Source organism: Kitasatospora sp. NPDC029367 (assembly GCF_055569135.1).
Genome location: NZ_JBVHYH010000016.1, coordinates 68,391 through 83,041, shown reverse-complemented (window position 1 = coordinate 83,041; position 14,651 = coordinate 68,391). Strand labels below are relative to the sequence as shown.

17 protein-coding genes are annotated in these 14,651 nt (G+C 75.1%); 6 read left to right on the top strand and 11 right to left on the bottom strand.

Features of this window, described 5'->3' with window-relative positions:
- Positions 1-4: 4 nt before the first annotated feature.
- The 6 genes from ACZ4W5_RS11795 to ACZ4W5_RS11770 all read right to left on the bottom strand — a co-directional run bounded on the left by ACZ4W5_RS11795 (position 5) and on the right by ACZ4W5_RS11770 (position 4,381).
- Positions 5-235 (bottom strand): hypothetical protein, encoded by a 231-nt coding sequence (locus ACZ4W5_RS11795; protein WP_465654037.1) that lies wholly within the window; start codon positions 233-235, stop codon positions 5-7.
- A 64-nt stretch (positions 236-299) separates the two neighbouring features.
- Positions 300-1,061 carry a polysaccharide deacetylase family protein gene (locus ACZ4W5_RS11790; protein WP_465654036.1) on the bottom strand — a complete coding sequence of 254 codons (762 nt, stop codon included), beginning with the start codon at positions 1,059-1,061 and terminating at the stop codon, positions 300-302.
- A complete protein-coding gene (locus tag ACZ4W5_RS11785; RefSeq protein ID WP_360243090.1) occupies positions 1,058-1,864 on the bottom strand; it encodes an SDR family NAD(P)-dependent oxidoreductase in 807 nt (268 codons plus the stop codon). Before ACZ4W5_RS11785 ends, ACZ4W5_RS11790 begins: the two co-directional genes overlap by 4 nt.
- Before the next feature lie 51 nt (positions 1,865-1,915).
- The gene (locus tag ACZ4W5_RS11780) at positions 1,916-2,830 is read right to left on the bottom strand and encodes a hypothetical protein (RefSeq protein WP_360243093.1); all 915 of its coding nucleotides are present in this window, start codon (positions 2,828-2,830) and stop codon (positions 1,916-1,918) included.
- A gap of 128 nt (positions 2,831-2,958) precedes the next feature.
- On the bottom strand, positions 2,959-3,384 hold the full coding sequence (locus tag ACZ4W5_RS11775; protein WP_465654035.1) for a DUF2690 domain-containing protein: 426 nt from the start codon (positions 3,382-3,384) through the stop codon (positions 2,959-2,961).
- Positions 3,385-3,577: 193 nt separating this feature from the next.
- Positions 3,578-4,381 (bottom strand): SAM-dependent methyltransferase, encoded by an 804-nt coding sequence (locus ACZ4W5_RS11770; RefSeq protein WP_465654034.1) that lies wholly within the window; start codon positions 4,379-4,381, stop codon positions 3,578-3,580.
- 236 nt (positions 4,382-4,617) lie between these two features.
- On the opposite strand from ACZ4W5_RS11770, the gene ACZ4W5_RS11765 reads away from it, so the two are divergent.
- Together ACZ4W5_RS11765 and ACZ4W5_RS11760 are read left to right on the top strand one after the other, a co-directional pair.
- Complete coding sequence (locus ACZ4W5_RS11765) at positions 4,618-5,250, top strand: RNA polymerase sigma factor (protein ID WP_360243102.1); 633 nt, start codon at positions 4,618-4,620, stop codon at positions 5,248-5,250.
- Between the two features lie 59 nt (positions 5,251-5,309).
- The gene (locus ACZ4W5_RS11760) at positions 5,310-5,987 is read left to right on the top strand and encodes a hypothetical protein (RefSeq protein WP_360243105.1); all 678 of its coding nucleotides are present in this window, start codon (positions 5,310-5,312) and stop codon (positions 5,985-5,987) included.
- 30 nt (positions 5,988-6,017) lie between these two features.
- On the opposite strand, the gene ACZ4W5_RS11755 is transcribed toward ACZ4W5_RS11760, so the two are convergent.
- The 5 genes from ACZ4W5_RS11755 to ACZ4W5_RS11735 form a co-directional block, all read right to left on the bottom strand.
- Positions 6,018-7,934 (bottom strand): condensation domain-containing protein, encoded by a 1,917-nt coding sequence (locus ACZ4W5_RS11755; RefSeq protein WP_465654033.1) that lies wholly within the window; start codon positions 7,932-7,934, stop codon positions 6,018-6,020.
- A gap of 100 nt (positions 7,935-8,034) precedes the next feature.
- Complete coding sequence (locus tag ACZ4W5_RS11750; RefSeq protein ID WP_465654032.1) at positions 8,035-8,712, bottom strand: 4'-phosphopantetheinyl transferase family protein; 678 nt, start codon at positions 8,710-8,712, stop codon at positions 8,035-8,037.
- The gene (locus ACZ4W5_RS11745; RefSeq protein ID WP_465654031.1) at positions 8,709-9,557 is read right to left on the bottom strand and encodes a hypothetical protein; all 849 of its coding nucleotides are present in this window, start codon (positions 9,555-9,557) and stop codon (positions 8,709-8,711) included. The genes ACZ4W5_RS11750 and ACZ4W5_RS11745 overlap by 4 nt, the downstream gene beginning before the upstream one ends.
- Before the next feature lie 4 nt (positions 9,558-9,561).
- A complete protein-coding gene (locus ACZ4W5_RS11740) occupies positions 9,562-9,852 on the bottom strand; it encodes a phosphopantetheine-binding protein (protein ID WP_465654030.1) in 291 nt (96 codons plus the stop codon).
- 92 nt (positions 9,853-9,944) lie between these two features.
- A complete protein-coding gene (locus ACZ4W5_RS11735) occupies positions 9,945-10,877 on the bottom strand; it encodes a 3-oxoacyl-[acyl-carrier-protein] synthase III C-terminal domain-containing protein (RefSeq protein ID WP_360243120.1) in 933 nt (310 codons plus the stop codon).
- 196 nt (positions 10,878-11,073) lie between these two features.
- On the opposite strand from ACZ4W5_RS11735, the gene ACZ4W5_RS11730 reads away from it, so the two are divergent.
- The 4 genes from ACZ4W5_RS11730 (at position 11,074) to ACZ4W5_RS11715 (ending at position 14,525) form a co-directional block, all read left to right on the top strand.
- On the top strand, positions 11,074-11,373 hold the full coding sequence (locus ACZ4W5_RS11730; RefSeq protein ID WP_465654029.1) for a hypothetical protein: 300 nt from the start codon (positions 11,074-11,076) through the stop codon (positions 11,371-11,373).
- Positions 11,370-12,593, top strand: a complete 1,224-nt coding sequence (locus tag ACZ4W5_RS11725; RefSeq protein WP_465654028.1) for a glycosyltransferase — start codon at positions 11,370-11,372, stop codon at positions 12,591-12,593. The genes ACZ4W5_RS11730 and ACZ4W5_RS11725 overlap by 4 nt, the downstream gene beginning before the upstream one ends.
- A 150-nt stretch (positions 12,594-12,743) precedes the next feature.
- Entirely contained in the window at positions 12,744-13,718 is a 975-nt protein-coding gene (locus ACZ4W5_RS11720) for an ATP-binding cassette domain-containing protein (protein WP_465654027.1), read from the top strand.
- A gap of 42 nt (positions 13,719-13,760) precedes the next feature.
- The gene (locus ACZ4W5_RS11715; RefSeq protein WP_360243132.1) at positions 13,761-14,525 is read left to right on the top strand and encodes an ABC transporter permease; all 765 of its coding nucleotides are present in this window, start codon (positions 13,761-13,763) and stop codon (positions 14,523-14,525) included.
- The last annotated feature ends 126 nt before the right edge of the window (positions 14,526-14,651 follow it).

The window sequence follows — 14,651 nt, the reverse complement described above, 5'->3', positions numbered from 1 at the left end:
GGCCTTAGCTCGGGAAATAGGTCGGGCCCTGGGTGTCCTGGGCGGCGGTGACGGCGAGGTAGCTCGGGCTGGTGCCGAGGACCCCGCTCGGGGCGGTGGCGGTGGCGGTGTCGTAGCGGTCCGGACCGGCCTGGGCCCGGGCGGTGTCGTCCGGCGCGGCGGCTCCGGTCAGGGCCGCCGTGACGATGCCGGCTGCCGCGATCGCGTGGGCCAGTCCGCCTGTCCAGTCGGGCATGGGTGCCTCCCCCGTCGTCGGCGCGCCCGCCCCCGTGGTGGACGCGTCCCGCCGATCGTCCCAACTACCGTGCGCCGTGGGCAAGGGGTGGGACGGCGTGGTCCCGCAGCGGGCCGAGGGTGAGGGCGCGGGCGCGGCAGTGGGCGGCGATCAGCGGGAGGGCGGCCAGGGTGGCGCGCCAGGAGTCCGGGGCGGAGGTGCAGTCGGAGTCGTGCAGCAGCAGGGTGGCGCCGGCGGTGAGGCCGGGGCGGGCGGTGGCGTAGACGGACTCGCCGGTGGCCTCGGCCGTCCAGTCCCGGCCCCAGGCCGTCCACAGCACGGTGCGCAGGCCCAGCCGGCGGGCGGCCAGCGCCGGACCGGCCGTCAGCACGCCGTACGGCGGGCGGTACCAGGCCGGGCGGGCGCCGCACAGGTGCGTCACCGCCTCGGCGGCGCGGCGCAGTTCGCGCAGGTCGCGGGCCGGGGCCGGGTACCACTGCTGCCGGTGGTGCCAGCCGTGCACGGCCACCTCGTGGCCGCGCAGCACCAGTTCGCGGCCGAGGTCCGGGGCCCGTTCCAGCATCCCGCCGAGCAGGAAGAAGGTGGCGCGGACGCCGAGTTCGTCGAGGGCGTCCAGGACGTACGGGGTGCTGCGCGGGTCGGGGCCGTCGTCGAAGGTGAGGGCGAGGTGGCCGGGGGCGGTGCCGTACCCGGCGGTGCGGCGGGCCAGGGTGCGGCGCAGCGGCGGGAGGCGGACCGCGGCCGGGGCGAGGTGCAGGAACTCCAGGCCGGCCGCGAGCGCGAGGGCCGTGCCCGCCCGGGAGGCCCGGGAGGCCCGGGGGCTCACCCGAAGCGGGCGGCCATCCGGCGGAACACGCCGGGCGCGACCCCGTGGATCCGGGCCGGGAAGCCGAGCCAGTGCGGGACGTAGAGGCGGTCCCGCTCGGTGGTGATGGTCGCGACCACGGTGTCCGCGACCCGCTCCGCCGAGACCGGGCGCGGGCGTTCGCGCTGGTACGGGGTGCCGCGGCGGTCGAAGAACGGGGTGTCCACCGCGCCGGGCAGGACGAGGCGGACGCCGACCCCGGTGCCGCGCAGCTCGTACCAGAGGCTCTCGGCGAACATCGCCAGCCCGCCCTTGGTGGCCGAGTAACCGGACTCGTCGCGCACGCCGACCTGGCCCGCCATCGAGCCGAGCAGCACGATCCGGCCGTGCCGGCGCTCCAGCATCCCGGGCAGCAGCAGCCGGATCAGGCGCAGCGGGGCGGCCAGGTTGACCTCGATCATCCGGTCGAGGGTGTCGGACGGGGTGTCGGCGAACGGGCCGCGCCAGCCGAGGCCGGCGCTGGCGACCAGGACGTCGACCCGCCCGGTGGCGGCGAGTGCGGCCTCGGCGAGGCGGGCGGCGCCGTCCGGCTTGCTCAGGTCCTCGGGGAGGGCGATGCCGCCGGTGCGCTCGGCGAGGGCGTCGAGGCGGGTGCGGTCGGTGCCGGAGAGCAGGGTGCGCCAGCCGGCGTCGGCCAGTCGGGTGGCGGTGGCCAGGCCGATGCCGGAGGACGCGCCGGTGATCAGGGCGACTGGGCGGTCGGTCTGCTCCGAGCGCCGGGGCCGGGCCTGGGCGTCCTCCGACGTCACGGCTTCCTCCGTCATCGCGCACCTGCCGGGTCCGTGGGCGTTCTGCCGTCCTTTTTGTCCGGCAAGTCACCTTCGCACGGCGGAGTCGTCCGGGCTACCGGGGCGAACCGCGGGCTGGGCCTCGGCGTCCGGGTGCGGGGCCGACAGTTCGGCCGCACCGCCCTCCAGTTCGCCGAAGCGGGACAGCAGGAACGTGCCGCCCACCGCGACCGCGAAGCCCGTCAGCGCGCACCAGGCGAACCCGGGGCGCGCGGAGTCCCCCAGCGACACCACCCCGACCAGGGCCGGGCCGAAGGTCTCGGCCACCGTCCCGGCCGCCGTCGCCGCCGTCACCGTGCCGCGCTGCAGCGCCAGCGCGTACGCCAGGTAGCCGCCCAGCCCGCCGACCGCCAGGGCGTACGCGGCCGGATCGGTGAGCACGGCGGTCAGCGTGGAGGCGTCCAGGACCCGCACCGCCAGGCTGGTGATCCCGAAGCCGACGCCCGCCAGCAGGCCGAGGCCGGCCGCGGCCGCGGTGCCCTTCCGGCGGACCAGGACCAGGGTGGCGAGCAGCATCACGGCGGTGGTCGCCAGCAGCGCCCAGTGGAAGGCCGCCGGGGCGTACTCCCGGCCCTCCTTGCCGGAACCCAGCGCCAGCAGGCTGAGGCCCACCACCACGGCGGCGATGCCCGCCGCGTCGCTGCGGCGCAGCCGCGCGCCCAGCAGCCAGACGGCGGCCAGGGCGGTGACGGCGAGGCTCGCGTTGGTGACGGCCTGCACCAGGAACAGCGGGAGGCTGCGCAGGGCGACGATGCTCAGCACGAAGCCGAGGATGTCCAGGAGCGTCCCGAGGATGAACTGCCAGGACCGCAGCAGCGCGGCCAGCAGCCCCGCCCGCACCCGGTCCGCGCGCGGGGCCGACCGCGCCCCGCGCGCCTGGAACACCGCCCCGAAGCCGAAGCAGACCGTGGCGACCAGCGCGGTGGTGAGTCCCAGCAGCATGCGTCTCCCTCGCGGGGCGGCAGCGGTTCACCACTCAGTCTGGGCCCGGCGCGGCGAGGGTGCACGGGTGGGCGGCCGGGGCCGTCGGAGCGGGGCCTGCTCGCCCGCTCCGACGGCCGGCGTGCCGATCAGTACCAGTCCGAGTACCCCCAGTTGTTGTTGTACTGGAAGTAGGCCCGGGACTGGATGTCCTTGTCGTCGACCATCCGGGTGTAGATCGTGCCGTTGCCGTTGTACACGGCGGAATACGAAGCACCCTGGTTGTTCTCGACCCGGATCGTGATCTGGATGCCGCCGTAGTCGCCGCCGGTCGCGCGCGCCCATGCGGCACGGCAGGTCGGGCTGTAGCGCAGCTCCGCATCGCCGTCGGGGGCCGTGTAGCGGACGGTCCGCGCATCGTTCTGGCAGATGGTGGTGGCCGGGTCGAGGCCGGTGCAGCTGCTGGCATAGCAGGAGGTGGCGGCCGAGGCCGTGCCGGTGGCGACCAGGGTGCCGGACGCGGCCAGCGCCAGGGTGGCGGCGGCGGACGCGAGCGTACGCAGGGAAGGCTTCAAGGGGTCCCCCCGAGTGGGTGAAGGGTGCGGCGGTACGCCCCGGTGGCGTCGCCCGGTCACACCCTGGCACCGCGAGGGGGCGTCCCCGTCGTCCCGGGCCGTCCCCGGGTCATCCCCGGCCATCCCGGGACGGCGACGGGATCGGGCCGCCGCCCGTGGACGGCCCCGCGGGGCCCGCCCGGGTGCGTCGCGATCAGGGCCGCAGGGCCACGCCCGCGTAGGCGGAGGCGTCGGAGGCCGAGACGGCCGGTTCGTCAGACACCGGCCGCCAGTGCGGGGTGGGGACGACACCGGGTTCGAGGAGCGTCCAGCCGTCGAAGAAGCGGACGAACTCCGCGCGGGTGCGGGCCTGGGCGGCGGTGCCGGCGGCCTGGTAGATGCCGGTGATCCGGCGGATCTCCTCGGGGGCGAAGTCGGGCGTGACGTGGGTCATCACCAGGGCGCTGCCGGGGGCGAGCACGGACTTGAGGCGCTCGACCAGCTCATGGGCGCCGCGGGCGTCGGGGACGAAGTGGAGCAGGGCGTTGAGGGAGAGCGCGACCGGGCGGGCGAGGTCGATGGTCTCGCGCAGGCCGGGTGCGGCGAGCAGGCCGTCCGGGTCGGTGACGTCGGCCTCGACGTAGGCGGTCCGGCCCTCGGGGGTGCCGGTGAGCAGGGCCTGGGCGTGGGTGAGGACGATGGGGTCGTTGTCGGCGTAGACGATCCGGGCCGTGGGCCGCACGCTCTGGGCGATCTCGTGGAGGTTGGGCGAGGTGGGGATGCCGGTGCCGATGTCGAGGAACTGGTCGATGCCCGCCCGGGCGAGGGCGCGGGTGGAGCGGTGCATGAAGGAGCGGTTGGCGCGGGCGGTCTCGCGCAGCCAGGGGGCGATGGCGAGGGCGTGCCCGGCGGCCTCGCGGTCGGCGGCGAAGTTGGTGAAGCCGCCCAGGTAGTAGTCGTACATCCGGGCCGAGTGCGGCACGTTCAACCGCAGGTCGACCCCGTCGTAGAGGCTCATGGCCCCTCCCCTCGGCTCCGTGGACACCGTCCGATTGCTGCCCACCGCTTCCGGGGGGCAATCGTCCTCCTACCAGCCCGTTTTCGCAGGGAATCTGTTGGGCTGATCAGATGGGATGACAATCTGTATTCGCTGTGCGGCCTGGAGTGACGGGCCTGATGGAATGAGGATGGGCGCGGACAGCCCGACCCTCGGGTGGCCCGGTGCGCAGCCGACGGCCACGGAAAGCAGGCTCGATGACGATCGACAGGGGTGCCCCCGCGCGCGGGTACCGGGGAGGGGCGACGGTGGAGCACGCCGGTGCCGCAGGGGCGGAGCGGATGGCGGCCGTGGACCCGGGCCTGCGGCTGGACCTCACCTACGGCGCCTTCTGCGAGACCCACGAACCCGCCTGGCACGCCCTCGCGTTGACCCGGATAGGCAGCCAGGCCGACGCCGCACTGGTGGTCGAGGCGGTCAAGGCCGACCTGGCCCGCTGCTGGCCCCAGGTGCTGCGGTTCGAGGAACCGGCCGCGTACGCCTGGCGGTTGGCGAACCGGCACGTCGGGGACTGGGTGTCGGCCGAGGAACCGGTCGAGGTGGAGGCGGTCACCTTCGCGGCGGTGATCGGGGCGTTCAAGCAGGTCGCCGACGGACTGCTGCACAGCGAGGCGGACGAGGTCCGGCTGTACGCGGCGATCCTCGAACTGCCGGACCGGCAGCGGGACGTGGTGATCCTGCGCTACCTGCTCGGCCTGCACACCAAGGTGATCGCCGCGTACCTGGGACGGCCGGTGGCCACGGTGCACTCCAACCTCCGGCACGCCCGGGAGCGGTTGGCGCGTCGGCTCGGGGTGGGTGAACTGCCGGACCGTGGCGGTGAAGTATGACCGGTAACGGGGCGGAGCGGCCCTTCGATGGGGAGCGTGTGGCGGGCGGGGGGCGGGCGGTGTTCCAGGTACCCCGGTCCGAACGCGCCCACGCCGAGCGGATCGCGGCCCTGCGGCAGGCCCGGCTCACCGCCGCCCCGGCCCACCTGCCCACCGAGCACGAGCAGGCCGCCTTCGAGCTCGGCCTGGTGGTCGCCCTGGTGCTGGGCGCGCCGTGCGCCTCCCGCGGACTGGACCTGCTGGTCAACGCCCGCCGGATCCAGCCCGAGGGGGCCGAGGTGTTCGGCGCCCTGCTGTACGCGACCGGCAAGGAGGAGGGCGCCGAGTTCTGGTGGCGCTTCGCGGCCGGCTCGGGCAGCGGGACGGCCGCGTACTGCCTCCACCTGCACCACTTGAAGCTCGGCGAGACCGATGACGCCGACTACTGGCGGGCCTGGTCCGAGCAGCTGTCGACGGCCGAACGCCCGCCCGGGCCGCGGCCGTTGCTGATGAGCCGACCACTGCTGCCGGAGGACGTCCGGCGGGACATCCTCGCCCGGGTGCACCGGGGCCTGGCCCCGCAACTGCCGCCCGCGCTGGTCGCGGTGATCGACCGGCTGCCGTTGCAGGACGGGGACGAGGAGGAGGTGCCGAACCCGTGGGGACTCACCTCCGGAGCGACCTCGGCGTGCTCCTGGGACCTCTCCTGGGTGTTCGGCGAGGAGGAACCGGAGGACCGGCGGGACCCGTTGGGGTGACGACCCCCGCCGGCCCCGCCGTCCCCACGTTCAGGTGAGTGCCGCGAACCGGGCGACGACCTCCGGGTCACGGCCGCTGCCGGCGGCGAGCCGCTCGCCGTCCGGGCCGAGGTGGCGGATCCGGTACTGCTGCGGCGCCATCGCGGTGTCCCGGCCGGGGAGCGCGGCGACCACCGCTCGGTGCACGTCGGAGGGTGTCAGGTGGGGGTCGGCGGTGGCCAGGTCGACGGTCAACCTGCCGTCCTCGACGGTGACTCGGCAGTCGGGGCGGGAGTCCGGGCCGAGCGCGGGGCCGTCGCCGAGTGCGGGGCCGTCGCCGAGTGCGGGGCCGTCGCCGGGTCCGGTGTCCAGGCCGGTGTCCTGGGCGGTGTCGAGTGCGGCACCGACCAGGCTGCGGACGGCCGCCAGGTCGATTCGGGCCCCGTCGACGAGCTGCCAGTCGCCGCCGCTCGCGTCGCCGCCGGCAGCCGGCGGCCCGGGGGCCGCGTGCAGGTCGGGGGTCCCGTGCAGGTCGGCGAGCGGGACGGGACCCTCAGCGGCCTTCGCGAGCAGGGCGAGCAGGGCCCGGGCGAAGCGCTCGGTCTCCTCGGGGTCGAGCACCTGGGGGCAGGAGATCAGGGCGAAGTCGAGGCTGCCGCTGATCCGCAGGATGGTGAACATCAGCCGGACCGGCAGCGGCGGGGCCGGCAGCGGGGTGAGTTCGGGGTCGGCGGTGGCCACCGGCTGGGCGTCGGCGACGGCGGCCGGAATGGTGAGGCTCAGGTCGTTGACGACCACCTGGCGGGCGAACCGGGAGCCGCGCACGTGCGCGGCGTCCTCCACCAGTTGCCAGACCTGCTCGGCGTCCAGCACGCTGTGCCAATAGGCGGCCAGCGAGGCGGACTTGGTGCGCCCGATCAGCTGGTCGAGGTCGGCGGTGCCGGTGTCGAGCAGGATCAGGGCGTCCTGGGCGAGGGTGCCGACGTGGTCCAGCAGGGCGGCGCGCTGGCGGTTGGCGGAGAGCGCCGAGAGGGCCAGCTCCGCGCGCCCGGCCCGGTGGGCGACCAGGGCGGAGAAGGCGGCGAGCAGGACGACGGAGGGGCTCGCGCCGGTGCGGCGGCAGACCGCGGCGAGGTCGGCGGCCGCGCTGCGGGAGCGCACCATCAGGGCGGCGGGGCCGCTCGGCGGGCCGGTGATCCGGGAATCCGCGAACACCACCTGCGGGCCGCTGCCCAGCACCCTGGCCCAGTGCCGCAGCGCCCCGGCCGCCCGGCGGCGGCCCTGCGGGCTCTGCTCGGCGGCGGCGATCTGGATCGGCGTCGGGGCGGTGACGGGCGGGAGTTCCTTCCCGGCCGCGAGGGCGTACCAGTCCTGGATCAGCAGCGCGGTGGCGGCACCGTCGGCACCGGCGTGGCAGACCACGGCGATCAGCCTCAGCAGCCGCTGCCCGTCGGCGAGCAGGGTGAAGCGGATCCTCGGCACGATGTCCAGAGGGACCGGCACCGCGACGTCGGCCTGCCCCAACTCGGCCGCCAGTGCATCGAGTTCATGGTCCGACAGACCGCCCGCCTCGATCGCGGTGACGGCGAACCGGCCGTCCCGGTGCACCACCTGGCTCACCGGGAAGGCGTCCGGGCCTGGGCCGGGCGGGAAGGAGGTGCGCAGCGACTCGTGCCGCTCGACCAGCAGCCGCAGCGCGTCCAGACCGGCGGCGAGCGAGGCGCCGGGCGGCACGGGCCAGACCGACTCCTTGTTGATCGCCTCGGGGGCCTCGCGCCGGATGCACCGGATCATGTTGTCCTGACCCCGGGTGAGCGGCCCCGAGCCGCCGCTCGTCGCGGCGAAGCGGACGGTGATCCGCCGGCCCGCCCGGGTCGGGTCGTGCGGTGCCGCGCCGTGCGGTTCGGCTCCGCGCGGTTCGGTTCCGTGCGGTTCGGCAGCTCGCGGTGCAGCGTTGTGCGCAGTCACGTCGTACGTGCCCTTCGGCTCGCCGGGAAGGTCTCAGCGGGGAGTACGGGCGGACGCTACCAGCGGCCGCCGGTGATCGTCCAGGCGAGCGGACGGTCAATCAACTCGTGGACCAGGCAAGGGAGTTGATCTGATCAGGACAGTCTCCGAGCAGAGCGACGGCAGCCCGGTACGGCTCCGGGACGGGCACGTCGCACAGCCCCACCGGACCGGCTCCGAGCGGCCCCGGATCGGCCACCGACAGCGGGGAGGGGCCCGCCACGGACACCCCGAGCGCCTGGACCAGCCGCCCGCCATACGCCTTCACGCAGGCCTCCCGGCGACACCAGAGCACGGTGAACCGGGCCGCCCGCTCGGCGGGTTCGGCCGCCTCCGCGACGAAGCGCGCCTCCTCGAAGGGGAACCAGCGCGCCGCCATCCGCTCGGCGAGCCGGGCCTCACACAGCGGCTCCACGTCGACGCCGACCGCCCGGTCCTCGGCCAGGGCCAGCACCGCCAGCCCCTCCGCGGCCGACCAGTTCACCCGCAACCCGCCCGCTCCCACCGGCTCCGGCTTGCCGTACCGGCCCCGCCGCCAGACCACCTCGACCGGGCGGATGCCGAGCCGCGCGGCGACCAGCTCCCGGACGGCGCCGCGCACCACGGTGAACCGGTTCCGCCGCACGGCGTCCGCCCGCTCCGCGCGGGACCGCTCCTCCGCGTCCAGCGTGCGCCACAGCCGGGCGACCACCTCGGGCGGCTGATCGGCGTCGATCAGCCGCAGTTCGAGGCCGGTCACGGCTGGACCACGGTGCTCAGCACCCCGAGCCTGCGGTCCAACCCGGCGACCAGCAGCGGCCGCCGCTGCGCCCGCCACTCGGGCAGCCGCTCGGCGAGCTCCGCCCACGGGCCAGTGAATGGCTGCGCGGCTGGTCCGTCGTCGCCGCCGGTCGCGTCCAGCACCGCCGCCCCTGGGCCCAGCTCCGCCGTCCGCGCCCGGACGACGGACTCAGCCCGGACGACGGACTCCGGCCGGACGGCGGACTCCGGCCGGACGGCGGGATGGCGTTGCTGCTGCACGGCCAGCCCGGCGCCCGGCTCCTCCTCGCAGACCAGCACCACCGCGGCGTGCCGCCGGGGCAGCGCCACCGGCTCGGCCGGCTCGTAGTGCAGCGCGGTCTGTTCGGCGAGCACCACCACCGCGCGGCGGCAGGCTCCGGTGCGGTGGTACTCGGCGGCCAGCCGCAGTGCGGTGAAGGCCGCGGCGCTGCCCTGGTCGCAGACCGCGAAGGCCAGCGGCCCGCCGGGGACGGACCGGCTGAGCGCGAGCGAGGAGGGTGCACCGGGGCGCACGTCCGGGGTGTCGAAGGCGAGGATCAGCAGGTCCACCGGCTCGTCCTCGCCCACCGCCTCGCGCAGCAGGTCGGCGGCCAGTTCCTCGTAGGAGTGACCGACGCCCTCACGCAGCAGGTCCTCGCGCAACGGCAGGCCGTACGGGCGGACCAGGTCGGAGACGAAGACCCGCAGGTCGGGGTCGAGCGAGGCCTCCGAGCGGCCGTCGGAGCACCGGGCGAGGGCCCGGGTGATCCGCAGTCCGGCCGCGGTCGGAGTACTGGCCGGGGAACCGGGGGGACCGGCGGGCACCCGGTCAGTCCTCGGCGATGAGGTGCCCGGCGACGTAGTCGGCCAGTCTGGTGACCGACCGCAGGTCGTCCTCGGTGATCTGCTCCACGTCCACCTGGATGTCGAGCGACTCCTCCAGCTCCAGGATGAGCTCGATGGTGCCGGCCGAGGTGAGGCCGAGGTCGTCGAACAGGCAGGCGTCCGCGGGGATCTCGGGCAGTTCGCGCTTGAGGACGCGTGGCAGTAGTTCGCCGATGCCGTGCAGGATGCGCTCGCGCAGCTCGGGGTCAGTGGTCTGGACCAGTGGTTCTGACATGGGTGTCCCGTCCCGTCGTGCGTGGGAAGTGTGCTCTGGTTTGACAACGTGGGAAACGCGCCCGGTGGTTCGGGCGGCGGACTGACGGAGCGTCAGTACTGCATCACCATCGCGGAGAAGGTGGCCCCGATGCCGGCGGCGGCGATCAGGTAGTGGTCGCCGCGGCGGATCAGCCCCCGCGTGGTGGCGGTGTGAAGATTGATGAGGCTGTCCGCAGCGAAACTGTGCCCGACCGACAGCACGTTGTCCAGCACCACCCGGTCGAGCGGATAGCCGATCCGGCGCGCGATCATCCGCCACGACGCCTGGTTGACGTTGTGCGGAAGCACCGCGGCCAGCTCGGAGAGGTCCAGACCGGCCTGCTGGAGGGCGGCCTCGATCGCCTCCACCATGACGTTCGGGTACTCCCGCTGGTAGCGCGCGAGCAGCTCCGCGTCCTCGGCCAGCCGGCCGTCGAACTCCGGGCGCTGGCGCACCGCGAAGGAGCGCACCCGGTGCTGCGGCCCGTCCGCGCTGACCAGGCAGGCGGCCGCGCCCTCGGCGAAGATGCCGGTCTCCGGCACCACCTGGGCGTCCCTGGTGAAGGTCTTCTCCCCCGCCAGCACCAGGGCGAGGGCCTGCGGGTCGGGATCGCCGGCCAGCAGCCGCCCCGCCAGGTCGATGGCCAACAGGCCCACCGCACAGGCGTGGTGGGTCACGGTGAAGGCGCTCGCGTGCGCCAGCCCACGGCCGGCGAGCACCTCGTGCAGGGGGTTGAGCGGGTAGGGCACGGCCACCGGCATGCTGCGGGCGTGGATCACGAAGCGGACGTGCCGCTCGCGTCCGCGCAGCTCCGGCAGGGCGTCGAGGGTTGCGTCGAGCAGGTCGGGCAGCGTCCCGCCCGGATCCAGTCGCAGCTGGTCCAGGCCGTGGAAGCGGCGGAAGAGACGGAGTTGACGTGGGGTCAGGCCGATGCGCTCGCCCACCGCCTCGATGGGCACGGCGTGTGGGGGGAGGTGAACGGCCACTGCCTCCAGTGCGGTCACCCGGGCTAGTATTCCGACGCCCGCCTGGTCGCACAAGTGATCTCGGGCCCTTCTCCTGCGCGCCCGCCCCCTCGGGCTCTCTCGGAACCGCCCTCCCCCGGCCGCCGGCACCGCCCGCCGGGCCGCACCACCGGGGACCGCCGCGCAACCCCACTCCGCCCCACTCCGCACCGTCGACCGGACGGGAGAACCTCCCATGTCAGACCGTGAACCAGTCCTCCCCGCCCAGCCGTTGAACCGGGTGTTGGCCGCCCTGCTGGCCGAGGTGGCCGGCGCGCCGCCCGCCTGGGCGGACCGGCTGACCCCGGACGCCCGCCTGGACGGCGACCTGCTGCTGGACGAGTGCGAACTCGCCGAACTGGCCGCCCGGCTGCCCGAACGCTTCGGCCCCGCCGCCGACCTGGCCGTCCTGCGGGCCGGACTGGACCTGGCCGCCCTGGAGGCGCTGACCGTCGCCGACCTCCAGGCCCTGCTCCCCGAGGAGGACCGCCGATGACCCGGTTCCTGCTGGTGATGCCGCCGCTCACCGGGCACGTCAACCCGGCTGCGGGCATCGCCGCCGAACTGACCGCACGCGGTCACGAAGTCGCCTGGACCGGCACGGAGTCGGTGCTGCGCCCGCTGCTCGGCCCGGACGCGCGGGTGCTCGGCACCGGCACCCGGGCCTTCCGGGCCCAGGGCGGGCACGGCCTGGCGGCGCTGCGCTCGCTCTGGGAGGGCTTCATCGTCCCGTACGCCCGGTTCACCGCGAAGCCGCTGGACACCATCGTGCGGGAGTACCGGCCGGACGTGCTGCTGGTCGACCAGCACACCCCGGCGGGCGCGCTGGTCGCGCACCGGCACGGCCTGCCGTGGGCGTCCTTCGCGCCCGGGGCGATGGAACTGGGCCGCCCGTACCGGGCGTTGCCGCAGGTCGAGGCCTGGATGACCGGGCTGCTGCGCGGCCTCTGGGAGCGGGCGAAGCTGCCCGCCGAGGAGTACCTGGACCCGCGCTTCTCCCCCGCCCTGGTGCTGGCCACCACCGGGCCCGCCCTGACCGGGCGCGCCGCGCCGCCGCACCACGCGCTGGTCGGGCCGGTGCTCGCGCCGCGCCCGCACGACCCGGACTTCCCCTGGCAGCGCCTGCTGCCGGGGCGGCGGCGGGTGCTGGTCACCATGGGCACGCTGGCGGGCGGGCTGGGCGCCGACTTCCACGCCCGGGCCGTCCGGGCGCTGGAGCTGTGCGGCCCGCAGGTGCAGCCGGTGTTCGCGGCGCCGCGCGAGCTGCTGCCCCCGCCCGCCGAACTCCCGCCGCACACCGTGGCGGTGGACCGGGCGCCGGTGCTGGAGCTGCTGGCGCGCGGCGAGCTGGACGCGGTGCTCTGCCACGGCGGGATGAACACCGTGGGCGAGGCGCTGGCGCACGGGGTGCCGCTGGTGACCGCGCCGATCAGGCACGACCAGCCCTTCGTCGCCGCGCAGGTGGCGGCGGCCGGGGCGGGCGTCCGGGTGCCGTTCGCCCGGGTCACGCCCGAGCGGTTGGCGGCGGCGCTCACCGCCGTACTCGATTCGACGGAGCACCGGGACCGGGCGGTTCAGGTCGGCCGGGACCTGCTGGCGGGCGGCGGCGCGGCGGCCGCCGCGGACCGGCTGGAGGCGCTGAGCCCTGGACAACGGCCCCCCGGACAACAGCCCCCGGTGACCACAACGGTGACCACCACTGCGACCGCCCCTTAGCAGAACAGGTGATCACACGTCCATTGGTCTAGGCCATTGTCTCCGGGCCCGGTCCGCCCCTAGGGTGTCGCAGCAACACCGCCTTTCCCAGGCGCCGTGCCCGCCCTTTCCCGGGTGCCGTGGCAGCCCATCCCCGTACGGGAGTTCCGGTTGATCGAGACCGCGGGACTGCGCAAGTCCTACCGCAAGAAGACCTCCCGCCGGAGCGGCGAGGACTCCACCGTCGACGCCGTGCGCGGCATCGACCTCTCCGTCGCCGCCGGCGAGATCTTCGGCTTCCTCGGCCCCAACGGCGCCGGGAAGACCACCACCCTGCGCATGCTGGCCACCCTGATCCGCCCCGACGGCGGACAGGCCGACATCGCCGGGGCCGACCTGTTCACCGACCCGGCCGGGGTCCGCCGCCGGATCGGCTACGTCGCCCAGGGCGGCGGCACCACCGACACCGTCAGCGCCCGCGAGGAACTGGTGCTCCAGTCCCGGCTGTACGGCGCGGGCAAGGCCCAGGCCGCCCGGGCCGCCGAGGACGCCCTCAAGGCCTTCGACCTGGGCGACTTCGGCGACCGGCCGTGCGCCACCTACTCCGGCGGCCAGCGGCGCCGGGTGGACATCGCCCTGGGGGTCATCCACCAGCCGCGGGTGCTGTTCCTGGACGAGCCGACGGTCGGGCTGGACCCGGCCAGCCGGGCGTACGTCTGGGAGGAGATCCGCCGGCTGCGCACCGAGGGCATGACCGTGGTCGTCACCACCCACTACCTGGACGAGGCCGACGCGCTCTGCGACCGGGTCGCCATCGTCGACCACGGGCAGGTGGTGGCCGAGGGCACACCCGAGGCGCTCAAGCGGGAGATCTCCGGCGACGTCGTGCTGCTCGGGCTCGTTCCGGGCGAGGACGTCGCCGAGCGCGCCGCCGCGGTGCTCCGCCCGCAGCCGTACCTGCACCGGCTGGAGGCCAACGGCGACGACGGACTGCGGCTCTACCTGGAGGACGGCGCTGCGGCCATCCCGCGGCTGCTGCGCGCCCTGGAGGCGGCGGGCGTCACCCCCGGCACCGTGCAGCTCCAACGGCCCAGCCTGGACGACGTGTTCCTGGCCCGCACCGGCCGCTCGCTGCAGCAGTCCTGACCCAGCCCCACCGCCCTGCCTGCCCGACCCCCTGGGGAGACCGTGAAGCTCGCCCGCGACACCTGGCTGATCCTCCAGCGCCAGCTGCTGCTCATGATCCGCACCCCGATCTGGATCGCCGTCGGCATCATCCAGCCGCTGTTCTACCTGCTGCTGTTCGCCCCGCTGTTGAAGAAGGTGCTCGCCCCGGACGGCGCCGGCAGCTACGCCGACGCCTACCAGGTCTACGTGCCGGGCCTGCTGGCCGTGCTGTGCATCTTCGGCGGGCTGTTCACCGGGTTCAGCCTGCTGGGCGAGCTGCGGGCCGGGATCATCGAGCGCGCCCGGGTCACCCCGGTCAGCCGGCTGGCGCTGCTGCTCGGCCGGGCCCTGCGCGAGATGGTGGCGCTGCTGGTGCAGGCCGTGCTGATCACCCTGATCGCGCTGCCGTTCGGCCTGCGGGTCAGCCCGCTGAACCTGCTGCTCGCCTACGTCCTGCTGGCCCTGCTGGCGCTGATGACCTCCGCGATCTCCTTCGGGATCGCGCTGATGGTGCCCACCGACGCCGCCATGTCGCCGGTGGTGAACACCATCGCCCAGCCGATCGCGCTGCTCTCCGGGGTGCTGCTGCCGCTCACCCTGGCGCCGGACTGGCTCCAGCAGCTCGCCCGGTGGAACCCCTTCTACTGGGCGGTGGAGGGCATGCGCGCGCTGTTCTCCGGGCACGCCGGGGACGCCGCGGTCTGGCAGGGGCTGCTGGTGGTCGTGCTGATGACCGTCCTGGCGGTGTACTGGTCGGCCCGGCTGTTCTCCACCCGGGTGCGGTGACGAGGTACGGAAGAGGTACGGAAGAGTTACGGAAGGGGGCCGGGGTGCGCACCCCCAAACCAATTCCCCCCCCCCCCCCCCCCCCCCCCCCGCACACCGCACCCCCCCCCCCCCCCCGCACCCCAC

Excerpts from the sequence above, each read along its gene's own strand:
- ACZ4W5_RS11795 (WP_465654037.1), bottom strand. The coding sequence starts at position 235 with ATGCCCGACTGGACAGGCGGACTGGCCCACGCGATCGCGGCAGCCGGC.
- ACZ4W5_RS11785 (WP_360243090.1), bottom strand. The coding sequence starts at position 1,864 with ATGACGGAGGAAGCCGTGACGTCGGAGGACGCCCAGGCCCGGCCCCGG.
- ACZ4W5_RS11780 (WP_360243093.1), bottom strand. The coding sequence starts at position 2,830 with ATGCTGCTGGGACTCACCACCGCGCTGGTCGCCACGGTCTGCTTCGGC.
- ACZ4W5_RS11770 (WP_465654034.1), bottom strand. The coding sequence starts at position 4,381 with ATGAGCCTCTACGACGGGGTCGACCTGCGGTTGAACGTGCCGCACTCG.
- ACZ4W5_RS11765 (WP_360243102.1), top strand. The coding sequence starts at position 4,618 with ATGACGATCGACAGGGGTGCCCCCGCGCGCGGGTACCGGGGAGGGGCG.
- ACZ4W5_RS11740 (WP_465654030.1), bottom strand. The coding sequence starts at position 9,852 with ATGTCAGAACCACTGGTCCAGACCACTGACCCCGAGCTGCGCGAGCGC.
- ACZ4W5_RS11730 (WP_465654029.1), top strand. The coding sequence starts at position 11,074 with ATGTCAGACCGTGAACCAGTCCTCCCCGCCCAGCCGTTGAACCGGGTG.
- ACZ4W5_RS11725 (WP_465654028.1), top strand. The coding sequence starts at position 11,370 with ATGACCCGGTTCCTGCTGGTGATGCCGCCGCTCACCGGGCACGTCAAC.